12 protein-coding genes are annotated in these 16,488 nt (G+C 68.8%); 6 read left to right on the top strand and 6 right to left on the bottom strand.

The window, feature by feature from the left end; genetic code table 11:
* Positions 1–125: 125 nt before the first annotated feature.
* Positions 126–1,406 (top strand): ROK family protein, encoded by a 1,281-nt coding sequence (locus tag IRT45_RS27540; RefSeq protein ID WP_194808765.1) that lies wholly within the window; start codon positions 126–128, stop codon positions 1,404–1,406.
* A 193-nt stretch (positions 1,407–1,599) separates the two neighbouring features.
* On the opposite strand, the gene IRT45_RS27535 is transcribed toward IRT45_RS27540, so the two are convergent.
* Positions 1,600–1,812: a class I SAM-dependent methyltransferase gene (locus IRT45_RS27535; RefSeq protein WP_255535615.1), complete on the bottom strand. Its 213-nt coding sequence runs from the start codon at positions 1,810–1,812 to the stop codon at positions 1,600–1,602.
* Positions 1,813–1,963: 151 nt separating this feature from the next.
* Here IRT45_RS27535 and IRT45_RS27530 point away from each other — a divergent pair, with 151 nt between their 5' ends.
* Positions 1,964–2,140, top strand: a complete 177-nt coding sequence (locus tag IRT45_RS27530) for a hypothetical protein (protein ID WP_194808763.1) — start codon at positions 1,964–1,966, stop codon at positions 2,138–2,140.
* On the opposite strand, the gene IRT45_RS27525 is transcribed toward IRT45_RS27530, so the two are convergent.
* On the bottom strand, positions 2,121–3,740 hold the full coding sequence (locus IRT45_RS27525; RefSeq protein WP_194808762.1) for a DUF2207 family protein: 1,620 nt from the start codon (positions 3,738–3,740) through the stop codon (positions 2,121–2,123). The two genes, IRT45_RS27530 and IRT45_RS27525, sit on opposite strands and share 20 nt — an antisense overlap.
* A gap of 519 nt (positions 3,741–4,259) precedes the next feature.
* On the opposite strand from IRT45_RS27525, the gene IRT45_RS27520 reads away from it, so the two are divergent.
* Both IRT45_RS27520 and IRT45_RS27515 read left to right on the top strand, forming a co-directional pair.
* Positions 4,260–5,102 (top strand): neutral zinc metallopeptidase, encoded by an 843-nt coding sequence (locus IRT45_RS27520; RefSeq protein WP_309241180.1) that lies wholly within the window; start codon positions 4,260–4,262, stop codon positions 5,100–5,102.
* 207 nt (positions 5,103–5,309) lie between these two features.
* The gene (locus tag IRT45_RS27515) at positions 5,310–6,347 is read left to right on the top strand and encodes a neutral zinc metallopeptidase (protein WP_228535268.1); all 1,038 of its coding nucleotides are present in this window, start codon (positions 5,310–5,312) and stop codon (positions 6,345–6,347) included.
* A gap of 29 nt (positions 6,348–6,376) precedes the next feature.
* On the opposite strand, the gene IRT45_RS27510 is transcribed toward IRT45_RS27515, so the two are convergent.
* From IRT45_RS27510 to IRT45_RS27495, 4 genes are all read right to left on the bottom strand, one after another.
* Complete coding sequence (locus IRT45_RS27510) at positions 6,377–7,063, bottom strand: TetR/AcrR family transcriptional regulator (protein ID WP_194808761.1); 687 nt, start codon at positions 7,061–7,063, stop codon at positions 6,377–6,379.
* Positions 7,060–9,321 (bottom strand): MMPL family transporter, encoded by a 2,262-nt coding sequence (locus IRT45_RS27505; protein WP_194808760.1) that lies wholly within the window; start codon positions 9,319–9,321, stop codon positions 7,060–7,062. The genes IRT45_RS27510 and IRT45_RS27505 overlap by 4 nt, the downstream gene beginning before the upstream one ends.
* A gap of 87 nt (positions 9,322–9,408) precedes the next feature.
* Complete coding sequence (locus IRT45_RS27500; protein WP_063063674.1) at positions 9,409–10,719, bottom strand: ammonium transporter; 1,311 nt, start codon at positions 10,717–10,719, stop codon at positions 9,409–9,411.
* Between the two features lie 93 nt (positions 10,720–10,812).
* Entirely contained in the window at positions 10,813–11,655 is an 843-nt protein-coding gene (locus IRT45_RS27495; RefSeq protein ID WP_228535266.1) for a hypothetical protein, read from the bottom strand.
* Between the two features lie 426 nt (positions 11,656–12,081).
* Between IRT45_RS27495 and IRT45_RS37180 the strand changes: the two genes are divergently transcribed.
* Together IRT45_RS37180 and IRT45_RS27485 are read left to right on the top strand one after the other, a co-directional pair.
* On the top strand, positions 12,082–15,135 hold the full coding sequence (locus IRT45_RS37180) for a DNA polymerase III subunit gamma and tau (protein WP_309241179.1): 3,054 nt from the start codon (positions 12,082–12,084) through the stop codon (positions 15,133–15,135).
* A gap of 299 nt (positions 15,136–15,434) precedes the next feature.
* A partial coding sequence (locus tag IRT45_RS27485; RefSeq protein WP_194808759.1) for an acetyl-CoA C-acetyltransferase occupies positions 15,435–16,488 on the top strand: 1,054 nt, incomplete at its 3' end.

Genomic DNA, 16,488 nt, shown 5'->3' with positions numbered 1-16,488 from the left:
GTTCCCGGCCGCGCAGCTGAGACCGCTCCAGTCGTCCGTCTGTCGACCCTTTCGGGCCCTTCTCGCTGCCTTGTTGCCGATGTAGTTCCGTCTCTTCACGAGACTTTCGACAAGGACTTCGCCCCATGACGAGCCCCACCCTCGAACGACAGTCTTCCCCCTCTCGTCCGCGGCCGGTACGCAGTGCGCCGCGGCCGGTGGTTCCGCCGGAATTGCGGATCACCGACAACCCGGCGGCCGCCGTCCTGCGCGCCGCCACCCGCGGGCCGATCTTCCGCGACAATGCCGCTCAGACAACGGGTTTGAGCATCGCCACCGTGAACCGCCAAGTGTCGGCGCTACTTTCGTCCGGCCTGTTGCGAGAACGCGCTGATCTCACCGCATCCGGTGCGGTCGGGCGTCCGCGCGTACCGTTCGAGGTCGAGACGGACCGCTTCGCCACGTTGGGCGTCCACATCGGTGCGAATCTCACCCGGATCGTGGCCGCCGACCTGTCCGGCCGCATTCTGGGCGGGCTGGAGATCGCCACCCCGCAGGCCGCGCAGGAGGCGGCCATCACCATCATCGCCCGCAGCGCGAAGGCCTTCCTCGACCGATTACCGCGGCGCCGGCCGTTGTGGGTCGGTGTGGCGCTGGCCGGACGGGTCGATCCTGTCGCCGGCGTCGTGGATCACCCCCGCCTGGATTGGCAGTCGGCGCCGGTCGGCCCGATCTTCGCCACCGTGCTGGACCTGCCGGTTTCGGTCGCCGCCCACGTGGAGGCGATGGCTGCCGCCGAACTGCTGCTCACCACCGGTACACCGGATCGTTCCGGTGCCCAGGACCGGCCCGGCAGCAGCCTCTACATCTACGGCCGGGAGACGGTCGGTGTCGCGGTCACGCTGCACGATCGCGTCTACACCCCGGCGAACGGCCCGGGTTCGATCGCGCATCTGCCGACCGGATCCGATATCGATTGCTCGTGCGGCCGGCGCGGCTGCTTGGAGGCCACGGTCGGTGAGGCGGCGGTGCTGGCTCGCGCCGTGCGCGCCGGCATCGTGCCGAAGCGGGAGGCGCCGCGGAAGCCGGTGATCGCCGAGCTGTACAAGGCCGCCGAACAGGGTTCCGCCCCGGCTCGCGACATGCTGTTCGAGCGGGCCGAGATCCTCGGCAACACCGCGGCTCTGGTGCGCGACATGTTCAACCCTGATCGGGTGGTGCTGGGCGGACAGGCCTTCACCGGTTACCGGCCGGGACTCGAACGAGTCGTGCAGGCCTTCGGTCGCGCCACCACTCTCGCCCCGGCCGACCTGCGGATCAGCCGATTCGGCGGGCGGGTCCAGGAGCATGCGGCGGCCGTCACCTCGCTCAGCGTCTGCTACGCCGATCCGCTGTCGGCACTGCGCCGGGCCACGCGCTCGCGCTGAGCCGGCGCATACGGTCGGGGTGGTACGGCCACCCCGACCGAGGTCGCTCAGCTGGGCTTGACGCCGGTCAGCACACCAGTTGACGGCTTGATCGTCCGATATTCGAGGTCCTGAAAACCCGTCTCCCGCAGCGCTTTCCGATACCGTCTGATATCGATCTCGGTGGGATCCATATGCCTGCTGAGTCGCTTCGTCAGCTGTCCGTGCACGCCCCGGGCGCCATATCGGCGAGCAGCCCTCGTCCTCCGGGCCGTAGTACGCGCGACCTCTCCGCCAGCGCGCGACCACGGTCCGCCTCGGGAATGTGGTGCATACCGAACGTGCAGGTGACCACGTCGAACGCGGCATCCGGCAGCTCCAGCGACTGTGCCACGCCGTAGTCGAAGCGGCAGTTGGCCCGCGGCAAGGACGACCTGCTCGTGGTGAGCGGGACCGAATTCCTGCGTGCGGCGCTCGCCCGGCGCTCCGGTGACCCGATACGAGCCGTCATCGAACTGGCCGAGGGACACCCCGAGGTCTAGCGGGCGCTTCTGGACCCGAAGAGCACCATGGTCGTCGTGCGCGGTACCCAGCGGATGATCGCCGGAATCCTGGCCGATCAGGGCAGTGCGGAGCCCGACACCACATTCCTGTCGTGGGGTCTGGTCGGGCTGCTGCCCGCCGTGGCCGAAGGCCGCACCACCGCCCGGGCGGCCTACGAGGTCGTCCGGCGGATCAGTGACCCGACGTCGTGAACAGTCCCTCCAGCGCGGTGATGAAATACGGGAAATGCCCGGCGAACCGGTGCAGATTCCGGTCGCGGTCGAAGCCGCCGAACCAGTAGAGCCCGGCCTGACGGTCGGCCCCGGGATCCACGTCGCGGAAGGTGCGGATCCAGTTGTCGGCCCGGCCACCGATGATCGTGAACGGCAGCGCCCGCGAGAACAGCAGTTCGCGATCGGCCGGCGGGATCTGATCGGGCCGCTGGGCGTCGAGTCCGTTCTGCAGCGCCTTCACCTGGGCGGCGAGTGCGCGGCCCGCGGCGGTCCGCACCGGCAGATACCGGCCGAGCAGCAGGACGGCCGCACCGCCGAGCGCGATGGCCACGCCGACCAGTGCGTACCCGCCGGCGATGGCGAGGCCGACGGTGGCTCCCACCCCGGCCACCAGCAGCGCGATGCCGATCCAGAAGGCGAGCCCGCGCCGGTCGTGATCGATCAACGTGCCGCGCTCGACCGCATCGCGACGCAGCGCCGAGCGGACGGGCTCGGCGGCGACGCGTCCCGGCGCCCGCAGTTCCGACAGCAGCACCGAGTCGGCGCCCTCGGGCAGCAGTGTCGTGTAGACGTGCTTTTCGTAGCTGCGCAGTTGATCATCGGCGGGATTCACCCGGGTGATGCGCCAGTCCGAATCGCTCACCGCGGCGATCCACAGGTAGCGCCGCACCGCCAGATCGACCACGGTGGCGGCGATATCGGCGGCATCGGCGGAGCCGTCGAGCAACAGGCCCGCCTCACCCGGCAGGATGCCGTCCGGGGAGACGAATTCGGTGTGGTTTCCGTTGCGCTGCACCGGATCCAGGGTCTCGGTGGAGGTCAGGGCTGCGCTGTCCTGGCGGCGAGACCGGGCCAGATAGGCGCCGAAGGCGGCCAGCGCCGCCAGCAGGACACCGAAGGCGATCAGCACCGGGGCGGTGACGGCGAAGGCGCCCGACCCCCGGCCGCCGCGAATATCGGCGTTGGCCTTCACCGTGCCGGGCGGCACCTGCAGTGTCACATCGAGGATGTCACCTTTGTGCAGGTTCTCCTCGTGCATGGTGAGGACGCCGTCCGGCTCGACGCGGGCGTCGTTGCATTTGCGGGTACTACCCACCGAGCCGACCGTGCAGTCGGCGATTCCCATCTGATAACTCGGGCTGATCACCGAACCGTCGAACGAGGCGACATCGGTGTTGAGGACCCCCGTCCAGTGGAACACCTGCGTACCCGGCGCATCGGCGACCGTCCCGTGCACGGTGTACTTGAACGACGATTCCCCCGGCGGCGCGTCCACGCTGAACACATCGCCCGCCACCTTCGCCGAACCCGGTCCGGTACTGGAGATGTCGGTCACGCCGAAGCGGCGTTCGCTCCCGTCGTCGCGTCCCACTCGCAGCGGCAGCGCCATATGGAACTGCCCACCCGGCGGCACTTTCACGGTTTCGGCCACCTCGAGCAGACCGCCCTCGCTGAGTTTGACATCCGCGATGATCGACACACCCGTGGGCTCCTGCGCCCGAGCGGCCGGTGCTGCGGCGAACAGCCCGACCGCGGTCAACAACAGAGCGCCGAATGCGCCCCCCCGAAAGATCAGCATGGGGCAGTAGCTTAGCGGTGGGCCACTGCGCGAGCAGGGGTCGCGAATCTGGCGGCTTGCTATTCTGCGTCGGCGGCTGTCGCCGGAGAGCGGTGGCTGTCGCTGGATGAGGAACGGACAAGGGGGAGTGGGGGAGTGAGTCGACCACCCTACGGGCACGGCCCGAATCCGCCGGGCGGACGGCCGGTTCCACCCTATGGTCCGGGCGGCCCGCGGCGCCCGGGACCACCGCCGGGATACGGTCCCCCGCCCGGCCACTCGGCACCGCCCGGTTATCCGCCTCCACCCGCTTATCCGCCCCCTCCGGGGTACGCGGCGCCCGCCGGATCCCCGCCGCGTGGATACCCCACGCCCGCCGGTTACGGCGGGAACCCGGGATCCGTTGCGGGACAGGGTTATCGGGCCGTCGCGCCGCCCGGCCATCGTCCACCGATTCCGCCGCCGCGGCCGTACGGCCCGGCCGGCCCACGCCCCGCTCCGCCGCGCAAGCGAGGCGGGGGATTCGGCGCGGTCGTCGTCGTGATCTTGCTGATCGTCACCTCGGGCCTCATCCGCTTCGCCGTGCGGACCGGATTCGACGCCGCCTCCCATACGGGGGAACACGGCAACTACAGCTACAACCCCCCGCCCGGAAAGGATTCCGCCGGCGTCGCCGAAACCGGCGCCAATCCACTACTGGCCGACCCGGGTTCGCCGCTGAGTCCGGCGCGCTGCCCGTATACCCCGTGGAGCACGCAGGTCGACGCCGCGCGCGCATTCTTCGACAGTGCCGCGGCCTGTCTGGCCGACGCCTGGAAACCGGTGCTGGAGAATGCGAAATTGAAGTTCACGCCACCGAAACTCGTCGTCACCGCGACCACGTCGGGCATCACCACGCCGTGCAGCGGATCCAGCAGCAATTTCGCGGCCTTCTACTGCGGTGCGGATCAGACCATCTACATGCCGATCAGTCAGCTGCAGACGGACATGTTCCACGATCATTGGGAGATCTACCTCTCGGTCTTCGCCCACGAATACGGTCACCATATCCAGGCGCTGTCCGGGATCCTCGGCGCCGCGAACAAACAGCGCCGCCAGACCGGCCTCTACAGCGACGAGGGGCTCGACCTCTCGCGACGAATCGAACTGCAGGCCAACTGTTTCGACGGCATGTACTTCGCATCCTCGGCCGGGGGGAAATCGCTGACGCCGGTGCAGGCGCAATCCGCGCGCAAGGACGCCTACGGCCGAGGTGACAGCGCCGGCGATATGCGCAGCCACGGCACCGCCGAACACGCCGGCGACTGGTGGAGTACCGGATTCGACAAGAACGCGACCGCGCCCTGCAACACCTTCATCGCGCCGTCCGGACAGGTGAGCTGAACCGCCATGCCGCAACCGCCGAGATATCCACCGCCGCACGGGGTTCCGCCTCACGGTCGCCCGCCCTACGGCCCGCCGCCCGGGTACGGGCCACCACCCGGATACGGCCCGCCTCCGGGGTATCCACCACCCGGTCCGCGCCCACCGTACGGTGCGCCGCTACCACCGCCGGGGGCATATCCGGTCGGGCCCTACGGCGGACCGCCGTTGCCGCCGCCCGGCTATTACGGCCGTCCCTATCCGCCGCCGCGATCCGGTGGCGGTGCGGTCGGGGCGGTCCTCGCGGTGCTGTTCGTCTTCGTGGTGGTCGGCGGGCTGGTCGCGTTCGCGACCATGGGCGGTCGCGACAATTCGTCGGCGTCGTATTCGACATCGACGCCGAGCTTCACGTATACGCCGCCCACCTGGGCCACGAGCACCAGCGAAACCGCCACGACCGCGCGGTCCACGACGACGCCGTATCCGTCCACGACGAAGCCCTACTACCGCACGACGACTGTCGTGCCGACGACGAAACCGGCCGGCCCCCAGCCCGTTGCGGCCACGGCGGCCAATCCGATCTTCGACGATCACAACTCCGGGCTGATCAACATCTCTTGCGGCTACCCCCGATGGGGTTCCGATGTCGCGTCGGCGACAGCCTTCTTCCAGGCGGCGAAATCGTGTCTGGACCGGATGTGGCAGCCGGTACTCGTGGCGCAGAACCTCCCGTTCTCCAGCCCCACCGTGAGTGTTCCGGCGAGTGGCGCGAACGCGGCGTCACCGTGTGGCAGTTCCGGCAGTTACGCCGCGTTCTACTGCTCGGCCAACAATACGATCTACATGCCGCTGGATCACATTCAGACCGAGGTGTACGGCGACCGCTGGTACGTCTACCTCGGGGTCTTCGCGCACGAATACGGCCACCATGTACAGGCCATCTCCGGCATCATGTCCAAGATGAGCCGCGACCGCTACAACGCCGGTACCAATTCTGCTGCGGGCCTGGAGCTTTCGCGTCGGCTGGAGTTGGAGGCCCAGTGCTTCGGCGGCATGTTCATCAGCTCCTCCGAGGTGGCGGGCACGGTCTCCAACGATCAGGCCTACTACGTGAAACAGGACAACTATCAACGCGGGGACGATCATTCCGACGTGCGCGACCACGGGGCCAACCAGCACTACGGGGCGTGGTACGCACAGGGGGAGGACAACAACCGGACCTGGATGTGCAACACCTGGAACTCCCCGTCGGATTCGGTGTCGTGATCGGCGCCGTGATCTCCCCGGCCTGAGCGTTACCGGTCCTCGCGCAACTGCGCCAACCAGCGCGCACCCTCGTCGGGGTTCGGTGTCTCCCCGCCGATGACCTCCAGCACCGCATGTCCGAGGCAGGCCGCCGCCATGACCCGGTCGGCGACGGCCTCGGCATCGCCCCACGGCAGATGAGGTTTGGCGATGAGCAGCGACGCGATACCGTGCGCGGCGGCCCAGAGCTCGAGCACCAGCGGCATCGGGTCGCCGGGTGCGAGTACGCCGGAGTCCATCGCCTCCCGCACGGTCTGCGAAAACCGTTGGAACGCACCACTGCCCAGCACCACATCCACCGCCGAGGGGCCTTCGCCGGGCGAGGCGGCGGTGGCGACGCGGTATTGACCGGGGTGCTGTAGGGCGAAGCGCACGTAGGCCAGCCCCTGCTGACGCAATCGGGACATGGGCGAGACGGTGGGGTCGCTCGCGGCGCCGATGGCGGCGTCGAGATCTTCGAACACCTCCGCCACCGCGGCGTCGATGAGGTCGTCCTTGTCGGCGAAGTGGCGGTAGATCGACGGTGCGGTGACGCCGACCAGCCCGCCGACCTCACGAATCGACACCGAATCGGCATTACCGGTGCGCGCCAGCAACTCTCGTGTCGCGGCCAGGATCTCTGCGCGCAGCTCGGTACCGGAGCCGCGGGCCGAACGGGGACGGCTGGAACGCGTCACGGCCGCCCCGCCGGAGCCGGTTCCGCCGTCGGTTGCGGCGCTGCGGGCGTGGGGTGTTCGGTGAGGCCGAACCGTTCGTGCCAGCGCGCCAATGGCCCCGGGGCCCACCAGTTCCCGCGGCCCATCAGGCGCATCAGGGCCGGAACCAGCAGCATGCGGATGACGGTGGCGTCGGCCAGCACGGTGATCGTGAGGCCGAGTCCGAACATCTGCATGAACGACACCTTCGCGGTGATCATGGCGCCCAGCACGATCGCCATCAACAGCGCGGCCGCGGTAACGATGCGACCGGTCCGGGCGACGCCGATGGCCACCGAACGGTCGTTGTCCGCGGCGGTGCGGTCGGAGGCCAGCCAGGCCTCGCGGATACGGGAGAGCAGGAACACCTCGTAGTCCATCGACATGCCGAAGGCCAAGCAGAACATCAGAATCGGCATGGTCGGCACCAGGAAGCCGGTGGGCGTGAAGCCGAGCAGCCCCGAGAAGTGTCCCTCCTGAAAGATCCACACCATCATCCCGAACATCGCGGTGAGCGACAGCGAGTTGATCACCACGGCTTTCAGCGGGAGCACCACGCTGCCGGTGAACAGGAACAGGACCACGAAGGTCGCGAGTGCGATCAGCGCGATCGCCAGCGGCAACCGTTGTCCCAGTGCGTTGAGCGAGTCCACGTTCATCGCCGCCGCACCGCCGAACAGCGCCGGTGCGGGCGCGGGCACATCGCGCAACGCCTGCAACTGATCCTTGGCCTGTGGCGAGTAGGGATCGAATGCCGATGTGACGGTGAGGTATTGACCCGAGTCGTTGGCCATACCCGGCGCGGCGCCGCCCATCCGCGCGCCGGACACGTAGACACCGCTGCTGGACAGCACCGCGTTCACGCCCTCGACCTTCGACAGTGCCGTGGCATAGCCGCTGATCGCCTGGGGTTCGCTCGGCGCACCCGGCAGCACGATCGTCGTTCCCGTGCCGGAATTCACGGCGGGGAACTCCGCTCGCAGTTCGTCGCCGACCGCGCGGCTGGTCGAACCGGTGGGCAGCACCCGGTCGTCGGGATAGCCGAACTTCACCCCGAGGAACGGCGCGCCGACCGCGAGCAGTACCGCGATGATCGCGACGGAGACGGGCAACGCCCGCCGCATCACCCAGGTGACCGTGCGATACCAGCCGGATTCCCGCTCCGGTCGCGAGGTGGGCTCGGGCCGCCCGAGCAGTTTCCGGATCGCCACCCGCAGATTCCAGGAATTGATCCGATCGCCGAGCAGCACCAGCGCCGCGGGCAGGATCACGATCGAGGCGATCGCCGCGGCCGCCACCACCGCGACCCCGGCATAGGCGAACGATTTCAGAAAGTACATGTCGAAGACGCTGAGCACGGCCAGCGCCAGCGCGACCGTCAGCGCCGAGAACAGCACCGTTCGCCCCGCGGTCTGCACCGCGCGCACCGCCGCCGCCTCGTGGCCGGAACCGGCGGACAATTCCTCGCGATATCGGCTGACGATGAACAGGCTGTAGTCGATCGCCAGCGCGAGTCCCAGCGCGGTGGTCATATTCAACGCGTAGATCGACACATCGGTGAAGAGGGTGAAACTGCGCAGGATCGCGAGCGTGCAGAGAATCGCGAAGATTCCGACCGCCAGCGGCAGCGACGCCGCGATGACGCTGCCGAACACCAGGATCAGCACGATCGCCGTGAGCGGGACCGCGATGCCCTCGGCCATCGCCAGATCCTTGGTGACCTGGGTGTTGACATCGTGATAGACGGCGGCGATTCCGCCCGCCCGCACGGTCACACCAGGTGTGGAGACGGGCAGGGTGCTCGCGATCTCACCGGCGGTGCGCTGAGCCTTGTCGTCGCCGCCCGTCAGGTAGGCCATGACCAACGCGCTCTTGCCGTCGGTACTGCGCAGGGCGGCGGCCAGTTGCGGTGGACTGGTCCAATACGACCGGACGCCGACGGTATCGGAGCGACTGCCGAGCCGGGCGGCGATATCGGCGCCGACCGCACGGGCCGCGGCCGACTCCACACCCTCGTCGGCGTGTACGAGCAGCACCAGATTGGGCTGGGCGCCATTGAACTGATCGGCCACCAGTTGTGCCGCGCGGGTGGATTCGGCCTTGTCCGAGGTGAATCCGCCGGCTTGCAGATGGGCCGTGACCGTCGCGCCGAAGCCGCCGCAGATCAGTGCCAGGGCCAGGGCGGCGAGGAGTACCCGCTTCGGATACCGGGTGGCGAGCCGGGCGATTCGGGTCAGCATGAGTGCTCCTCGGGCGGCCGGTATGGGTAACGGTGTTAGCGTAACGCCGTTACCCCAGCGCGGCGCAAGAGGAGGGGCGGATCGGCGTCAGCGATCCCCGTCACCGGCGGGACGCTCCCCGCCGCCGTGCGGATGATGGCCGAACAGGCCGCGCGGTGCGTGGCCGTGCACACCCTCGACATACGCGGTCTCGGCGTGCAGCGCGAAGTCGATACCGCCGACCTCGTCCTCCTTGCTGACCCGGAAGCCCATCACCCGATCGATCACCTTGCCGATCAGATAGGAGACGCCGAACGCCCACGCCGCGACCACCACGACGCCGACCGCCTGTTTGCCGAGCTGCGCGAGTCCGCCGCCGTAGAACAATCCGCGCGCTCCGCCGGTCATCACCCGGTTCGCCAGCAGGCCGATCAGCAGAGTGCCGACCACGCCGCCGGTGAAGTGCACGCCGACCACATCGAGCGAATCGTCGTAGCCCGCCTTGAATTTCCAGCCGACGGCGAACGAACACACCACGCCCGCCGCCAGGCCCACGATCACCGCGCCGAGCGCGTTGACCGAACCGCACGAGGGCGTGATCGCGACCAGTCCGGCGACCGCGCCGGAGGCCGCACCGAAGGTGGTCGGGCGTCCGTCGCGGATCTGCTCCACGATCAACCAGCCGAGCATGCCCAGACAGCCCGCGACCAGAGTGTTCAGGAACACCGCGGCGGCCAGTCCGTCGGCCTTGAACGCGGATCCGGCGTTGAAGCCGAACCAGCCGAACCACAGCAGTCCGGCGCCCAGCAGCACGAACGGCAGATTGTGCGGGCGCATCGCGTCCACCTTGAATCCGATCCGCGGTCCCAGGACCAGGGCCAAAGCGAGAGCCGAAGCGCCGGAAGCGATTTCGACCACCAGGCCGCCCGCGAAATCGAGTACGCCGAAGGAGGCCAGCCAGCCGTTCGGACCCCAGACCCAGTGCGCGATCGGAGCGAACACCACCAGCGCCCACACCGGGACGAACACCATCCAGGCGGAGAATTTGGCGCGATCGGCGATGGCGCCGCTGACGAGTGCGACGGTGAGGATCGCGAAGGTCAATTCGAAGGTCGCGTACAGCAGTTCCGGAACGCCGCTGCGCACGGTGCCCGGGGTGATGCCGGTCATCGCGAAATGTTCCAGCCCGCCGATCAATCCGCCGCCGGCGTCGTCACCGAAGGCCAGGGTGTAACCGAACAGCAGCCACACCACCGTCACCAGCGGGATGGAGATGAAGCTCATCATCAGCATGTTCAGCACGCCGGTCGTGCGCACCATGCCGCCGTAGAAGATCGCCAGGCCGGGGGTCATGAGCAGGACCAGCGCGGTGCTGGTCAACAGCCACGCCGTGGCGGCGGGGTCGATGGTCGGGGGCACGGACAACTCCTTTTCCACACGCGTTCGCGTGGCAAGAAACTACCGAACCTCCGGTGTCGCGCCGATGAGCGAGTCTGGTACTTCCGTTCGGATTCAATTCCCGCGCTTGCGGGCCTGCCGGGTCAGCGCGCGCCGACCGCGGGCCCCGGGAACCGGCAGATCGTCCTCGAGCGCGAGCCATTGCGCGGTGACCAGCCACTGCTGCTGGGCGCGAGCGTCGGCGGTGTCGTTGAAGACGCGGCGGCCACGGTCGTCGCGCAACTCGTGCGCGAGGATCGACCAGCGCGGCGGGCGGCCGTGCGTGGTGCGGTAGGTGTCCAGGAACGCGGCCACGAGGGTGCCGATGGTGTTGACCGGGCGCAGCGACACGCGGTTGCCGTATTTCGCGGAGTGGAAACGCCGGGCCGCGCACAGCGATCGCGGTGTGGCATCGAAGGCTATCCATCCCGCGCGCTGCGCCCGTTCGACGAGCCACAGATGTTTGACCGCGTTCGGGGCGATATCGCCGACGCGTTCGCGGATCAAGGTCACCATCGGTGCGGCGGTGAGAATATCGCGGCGGGTGGGTCCCATCTGGTGGGTGTTTCGATAGTCCTCTGTCAGCTCGGCGAGTGTGCGGCCGAATTCGTCGATACTGCGCTGTGCGCGCCGGCCCAGCCGTTCGATGCGGGCTGCCTCGGCGCGTATCCGATTCTGCGCGATCAGGGTGTCGATCGCCGACAGCGTCGGAACCTGGCCCCGATCCAGCAATTCGAGAATGGCGCCGGCGGTGGCCGGATCGGCCGCGGCCGATACCGGCAGCGAATCGCGGTTGCGCGAGAAATCGCGGGGGCTGATGGCGCGGCGGAGCAGATCCGTGGCGGCCCGATCGCCGGCGAAATCGGTGTGTGAGAGCCAGGCGGCGGCGATGTCGTCACACGACGGCACGGTCGTCATAACCCGTCATTACCTCCGAAACATTGTTGTGCCCCGGTCGGGATGAGGGACCGACCGGGGACACCAACCTGATGAAGGTTTGGCTACCGAAGTTGCCGAAACCAACGTTAGTCAGCAGAGTGGACCGGGCGCTAATCGGGTGACGGAATCGTTACGTCCATAATTTGGGTCGCAAACGGGGAGCGTGTCCAAAAGATTTCGTCACTCGGCGGCTCGCAGACGAAATCGCTGTTAATTTCACGCTGTTTCCGATTGCCGAGCGCAAACCGATTGTTGACCAGGTCGGTTGTCCGCGCCGAGATCGGACGAAAAGAATGCTTGTGATGTAGATCATAGTTTATTCATGGCCGTGATCGGTTCGGCGGGCGGGGTGGATACCCGGTGCGCGAATGGTTTCCTGTCGGTGTTCGCCGGTACCCTCGGGCCGTGGCTCTGTACCGGAAGTATCGACCGGCAACCTTCGCCGAGGTAGTGGGGCAGGAGCACGTTACCGATCCGCTGAGTACCGCGCTCGACACCGGGCGGATCAGTCATGCCTACCTGTTCTCCGGCCCGCGAGGTTGTGGCAAGACCTCCTCGGCGCGCATTCTGGCGCGCTCGCTCAACTGCGTCGAGGGCCCGACCTCGCGACCGTGCGGAGTGTGCCCGTCGTGTGTCGCGCTGGCCCCGGGCGGGCCCGGCAATCTCGACGTCATCGAACTCGACGCCGCCAGCCACGGTGGTGTGGACGATACCCGTGAGCTGCGTGATCGTGCGTTCTACGCACCTGCGGAATCGCGGTACCGCGTCTTCATCGTGGACGAGGCGCATATGGTCACCACGGCCGGATTCAACGCGCTGCTGAAGATCGTCGAGGAGCCGCCGGCCCATCTGATCTTCATCTTCGCCACCACCGAGCCGGACAAGGTGCTGCCGACCATTCGCTCGCGCACCCATCACTATCCGTTCCGGCTGCTGCCACCGGCCACCATGCGCGGGCTGCTCGGCAAGATCTGCGAGCAGGAGCAGGTGCAGGTCGAGGAATCGGTCTATCCGCTGGTGATCCGGGCCGGCGGTGGTTCGCCGCGCGACAGCCTCAGCGTGCTCGATCAGCTGCTGGCCGGCGCCGGGCCCGAAGGTGTCACCTATCCCCGGGCGCTGGCCCTGCTCGGCGTCACCGATATCGCGCTGATCGACGAGGCCGTCGACGCGCTGGCCGCCGACGACGGTGCGGCCCTGTTCGCCACCATCGATCGAGTGGTGGAGGCCGGCCACGATCCACGCCGCTTCGCCACCGACCTGCTCGAGCGCATCCGCGATCTGATTCTGCTGCGTGCGGTTCCCGATGCCGCCGAACGCAACCTGGTCACCGGCCCCGGCGATGTCATCGACCGGATGTCGGCCCAGGCCGACCGCATCGGCCCGGCCACCCTGGCCCGCTACGCGGAGCTGCTGCACGAGGGTCTCGGCGAGATGCGCGGCGCGACCGCACCCCGCCTCCTGCTCGAGGTGGTGTGTGCCCGCATGCTGCTGCCCTCGGTCTCGGAAGCCGAATCGGCGGCGTTGCAGCGGCTGGAACGCCTGGAGCGACGGATGGAGTCGGGTGGAGTCCCGGCATCCGCGCCCGCCGCCGCGCCGCAGCCCTCCGCCGCGCCCGCCGCCCCGGCGCCGGAATCTGCCGGTGGCGCGGCCCAATCGTCCGGAGAGCCGCGTCGCCGTGGCGCGGAAGCGCTCGCCGCGATGCGGGAGAAGAAGAGCGCGCCGCATCCGGCGCAGCGGGCACAGTCGCCGACCGGCCCGCAATCACCGGCGACGCCGCAGACGCAGAACGAATCGGAAGGGCAACGGCCCCAAGGGCTTTCGGCCGATCCGCACGCCGCGGCCTCGGCCGGTGGCCCATCCTCGGATGATCGGTCCGCGCCCGGTACCGCCGATGTTCCGGCGCCCGGTGAGCGGGTCTCCGCGCCCGGCTCCACAATGACCGCCGCTGCCGACCGTGAAACCGGTCGCCCGGCGTCGACCGGGGACGAAAAGGGCACGGCGACAACCGTTTCCGGTCCCGCAGCCGACAATGAGAGTCGGGGCGCCGGATCCGAACCGCATGCCGGATCACCCTCCGGCGCGCAGTCGGTTGCCGATGCCGAGCGTCATGACGGAGCGCTGGAGTCCGCTCCCGATCGGGGCGCCGCCGCAGTCGAATCGGAGGCCGTCGATCGGCCGTCCGCCGCGGATTCCGGCGCCCGGCCGGAATCGTCCGACGTGCCACATCACCAACCTGGCAGTGCTGCCTCCACTGCCCGCCGAGGCGGCCCGGGGTCGCCCGGATCCGATGAGGGCGCCGAGCACGGTCACGAGGGGCGCAACGCCGCCGCTTCCGGCGCCGTCGTGGACGAATCGGAAGCAGGAGGTCCGTCGGGTCCGGCCGCGCACACCGCGGGGTCCTTCGAGCCGGACGGCGACTCGGATCCTGCGGGACGGCCGACGAGTGCCGAGGGTTCGAACGGTCCGGAGGCCGGCGCGGGTCCGGATTCCCACGGCGCCGAGTCCGAGTCCGCCGCCGCTTCCGGCGACGGTGCTGGTGCTGGTGCAGCCCGAGTTTCCACCGCCGAACCTGCTGCGGCCGCCGGCCCTGGAACGCCGGATGTGTCGGGCCCGGACTCGGTGGGCCACGCCGCAGATGAGGCGCCCGCGGAACCGGTGACGTCGCCCGCCGAGGCCGGCGGTGGCGATGTGCTGCGGGAGATCGAGGCCGCCTGGGCCGATATCCGAGCCAAGGCGCGGGAGTCGAGTGCCGCCCTGCCGGCGCTGCTCTCGGGTGCGGTGGGGGCCGTCCGGGTCGAGGGCGACACGATCGTGTTCGCGCATCCGCATGCTCCGCTCGCGCAACGGTTGTCCATTCCGCAGAACATCGACGCCGTGCGGGCCGCGGTGCACGCGGTGATCGGCCGGCAGTACGGCGTCCGGTGGGAAGTCGGGTCGGGTGAGGCCGGTGGTGCGCGCGCCGGCGGCGCGGCAGCCGAGCGACCTGCGCGAGGTGGCGCCGAACCACCGGCAGGCCGTGGCGGGCGCGGGGACAGTCCGGGCCAGTCGCAACCGCCGCGATTCGTCCGGCCCAGCCAGAGTCAGGCGCAGTCGGCGGAGGGCGATACCCGCGGCGGTCAGACCGATACCCGGGGCGCGGCGGCCGATCGTCGCGACGGGCAGGGGCAGGCGCAGCGGCGGGAGTTCCGCCCGCCGCGCGGCGCCGGCGCCGGCGACCGAACCGCGCCCGACGACGATATTCCGCCGCCCGAGGCGCCGGACCTCCCGGACGACCCCGGGCCGTCGGACTACTCGCCGGTAGGTTACGACGGTGTCCCACCTGCGTTGACGCCGGAAGAAGAGCAGGAGATGCTCGCGGAATCGGCGCGACCGGTCCCGCCGGAACAGCGCCGCGACCCCGATGAGGTGGCCTTGGAGTTGCTGCGAACTGAGTTGGGTGCCACACATCTGGGTGGTTGACAGTCACCTGCCGGAATACGTTAAGTTAACCGGAGTTCGCATCCCGCTGTACTATGAACGGGTGGTCGTCAGCATCGGTGCTACGAGGTTCTATGGTATGCCCAGGCATACGGGCACCCCGGAGCCTCGTAGGTCGATGCGTGTCGGCGTTTGTACAGCGTTATGCGCTCGGCGGACTTCCGGAGGGAACCGTGTGTGACCTCCCGGTTCGCCGGTGTGGTGTGCCTGAGGGCTCGCCGGGATCGAACACGGTCGGTCGGATGGCCGGTCGGCACCTTTAAGGAAGGAAACACTCCGATATGACCACAGAGGCCTACATTTTCGAGGCCATCCGCACCCCGCGCGGCCGCAACAAGAAGGGCTCGCTGCACTCGGTCAAGCCGATCGATCTGACGACCGGTCTGGTCCAGGAGCTGCGCAACCGCTTCCCGAACCTCGACGAGGATCGCATCTCCGACATCATCCTGGGTGTCGTGTCGCCGATCGGCGACCAGGGTGCCGACATCGCCCGTACCACCGTGCTGACCGCGGGCCTGCCCGACACGGTCGGCGGTGTGCAGATCAACCGCTTCTGCGCCTCCGGCCTCGAGGCCGTGAACATGGCCGCGCAGAAGGTCCGCTCCGGCTTCGAAGACCTGGTCATCGCCGGTGGTGTCGAGTCGATGTCGCGCGTTCCGATGGGCTCCGACGGCGGTGCGCTGTTCGCCGACCCGACCACCAGCTACGACCTCTACATCGCGCCCCAGGGCATCGGTGCCGACCTGATCGCCACCATCGAGGGCTTCAGCCGCGAGGATGTCGACACGTTCGCCGTGCGCTCGCAGGAGCTCGCCGCGGCGGCCTGGTCCGGCGGCTACTTCGCCAAGTCCGTGGTCCCGGTCAAGGACCTGAACGGCCTGACCATCCTCGACCAGGACGAGCACATGCGTCCCGGCACCACCGTCGAGGATCTGGCCAAGCTCAAGCCGTCCTTCGCGGGCATCGGCGAAATGGGTGGCTTCGACGCCGTCGCGCTGCAGAAGTTCCACTACATCGAGCAGATCGACCACGTGCACCACGGCGGTAACAGCTCGGGCATCGTCGACGGCGCCGCGCTGGTGCTGGTCGGCACCGAGGAGGCCGGCGCCGCTTCGGGTCTGACCCCGCGCGCCCGCATCGTCGCCACCGCCACCAGTGGTGCCGACGCCACCATCATGCTCACCGGCCCGACCCCGGCGGCGCACAAGGCGCTGGCCAAGGCCGGTCTGTCGGTCGACGACATCGATCTGTTCGAGATCAACGAGGCCTTCGCCTCGGTCGCGCTGAAGTTCCAGAAGGATCTGAAGATCCCGGACGAGAAGCTGAACGTCAACG

It is taken from the genome of Nocardia sp. BSTN01, from assembly GCF_015354405.1.
Lineage (GTDB): Bacteria > Actinomycetota > Actinomycetes > Mycobacteriales > Mycobacteriaceae > Nocardia.
Note: the sequence above shows the minus strand (reverse complement) of the source record. Positions and strands in the feature narration are given on the sequence as shown.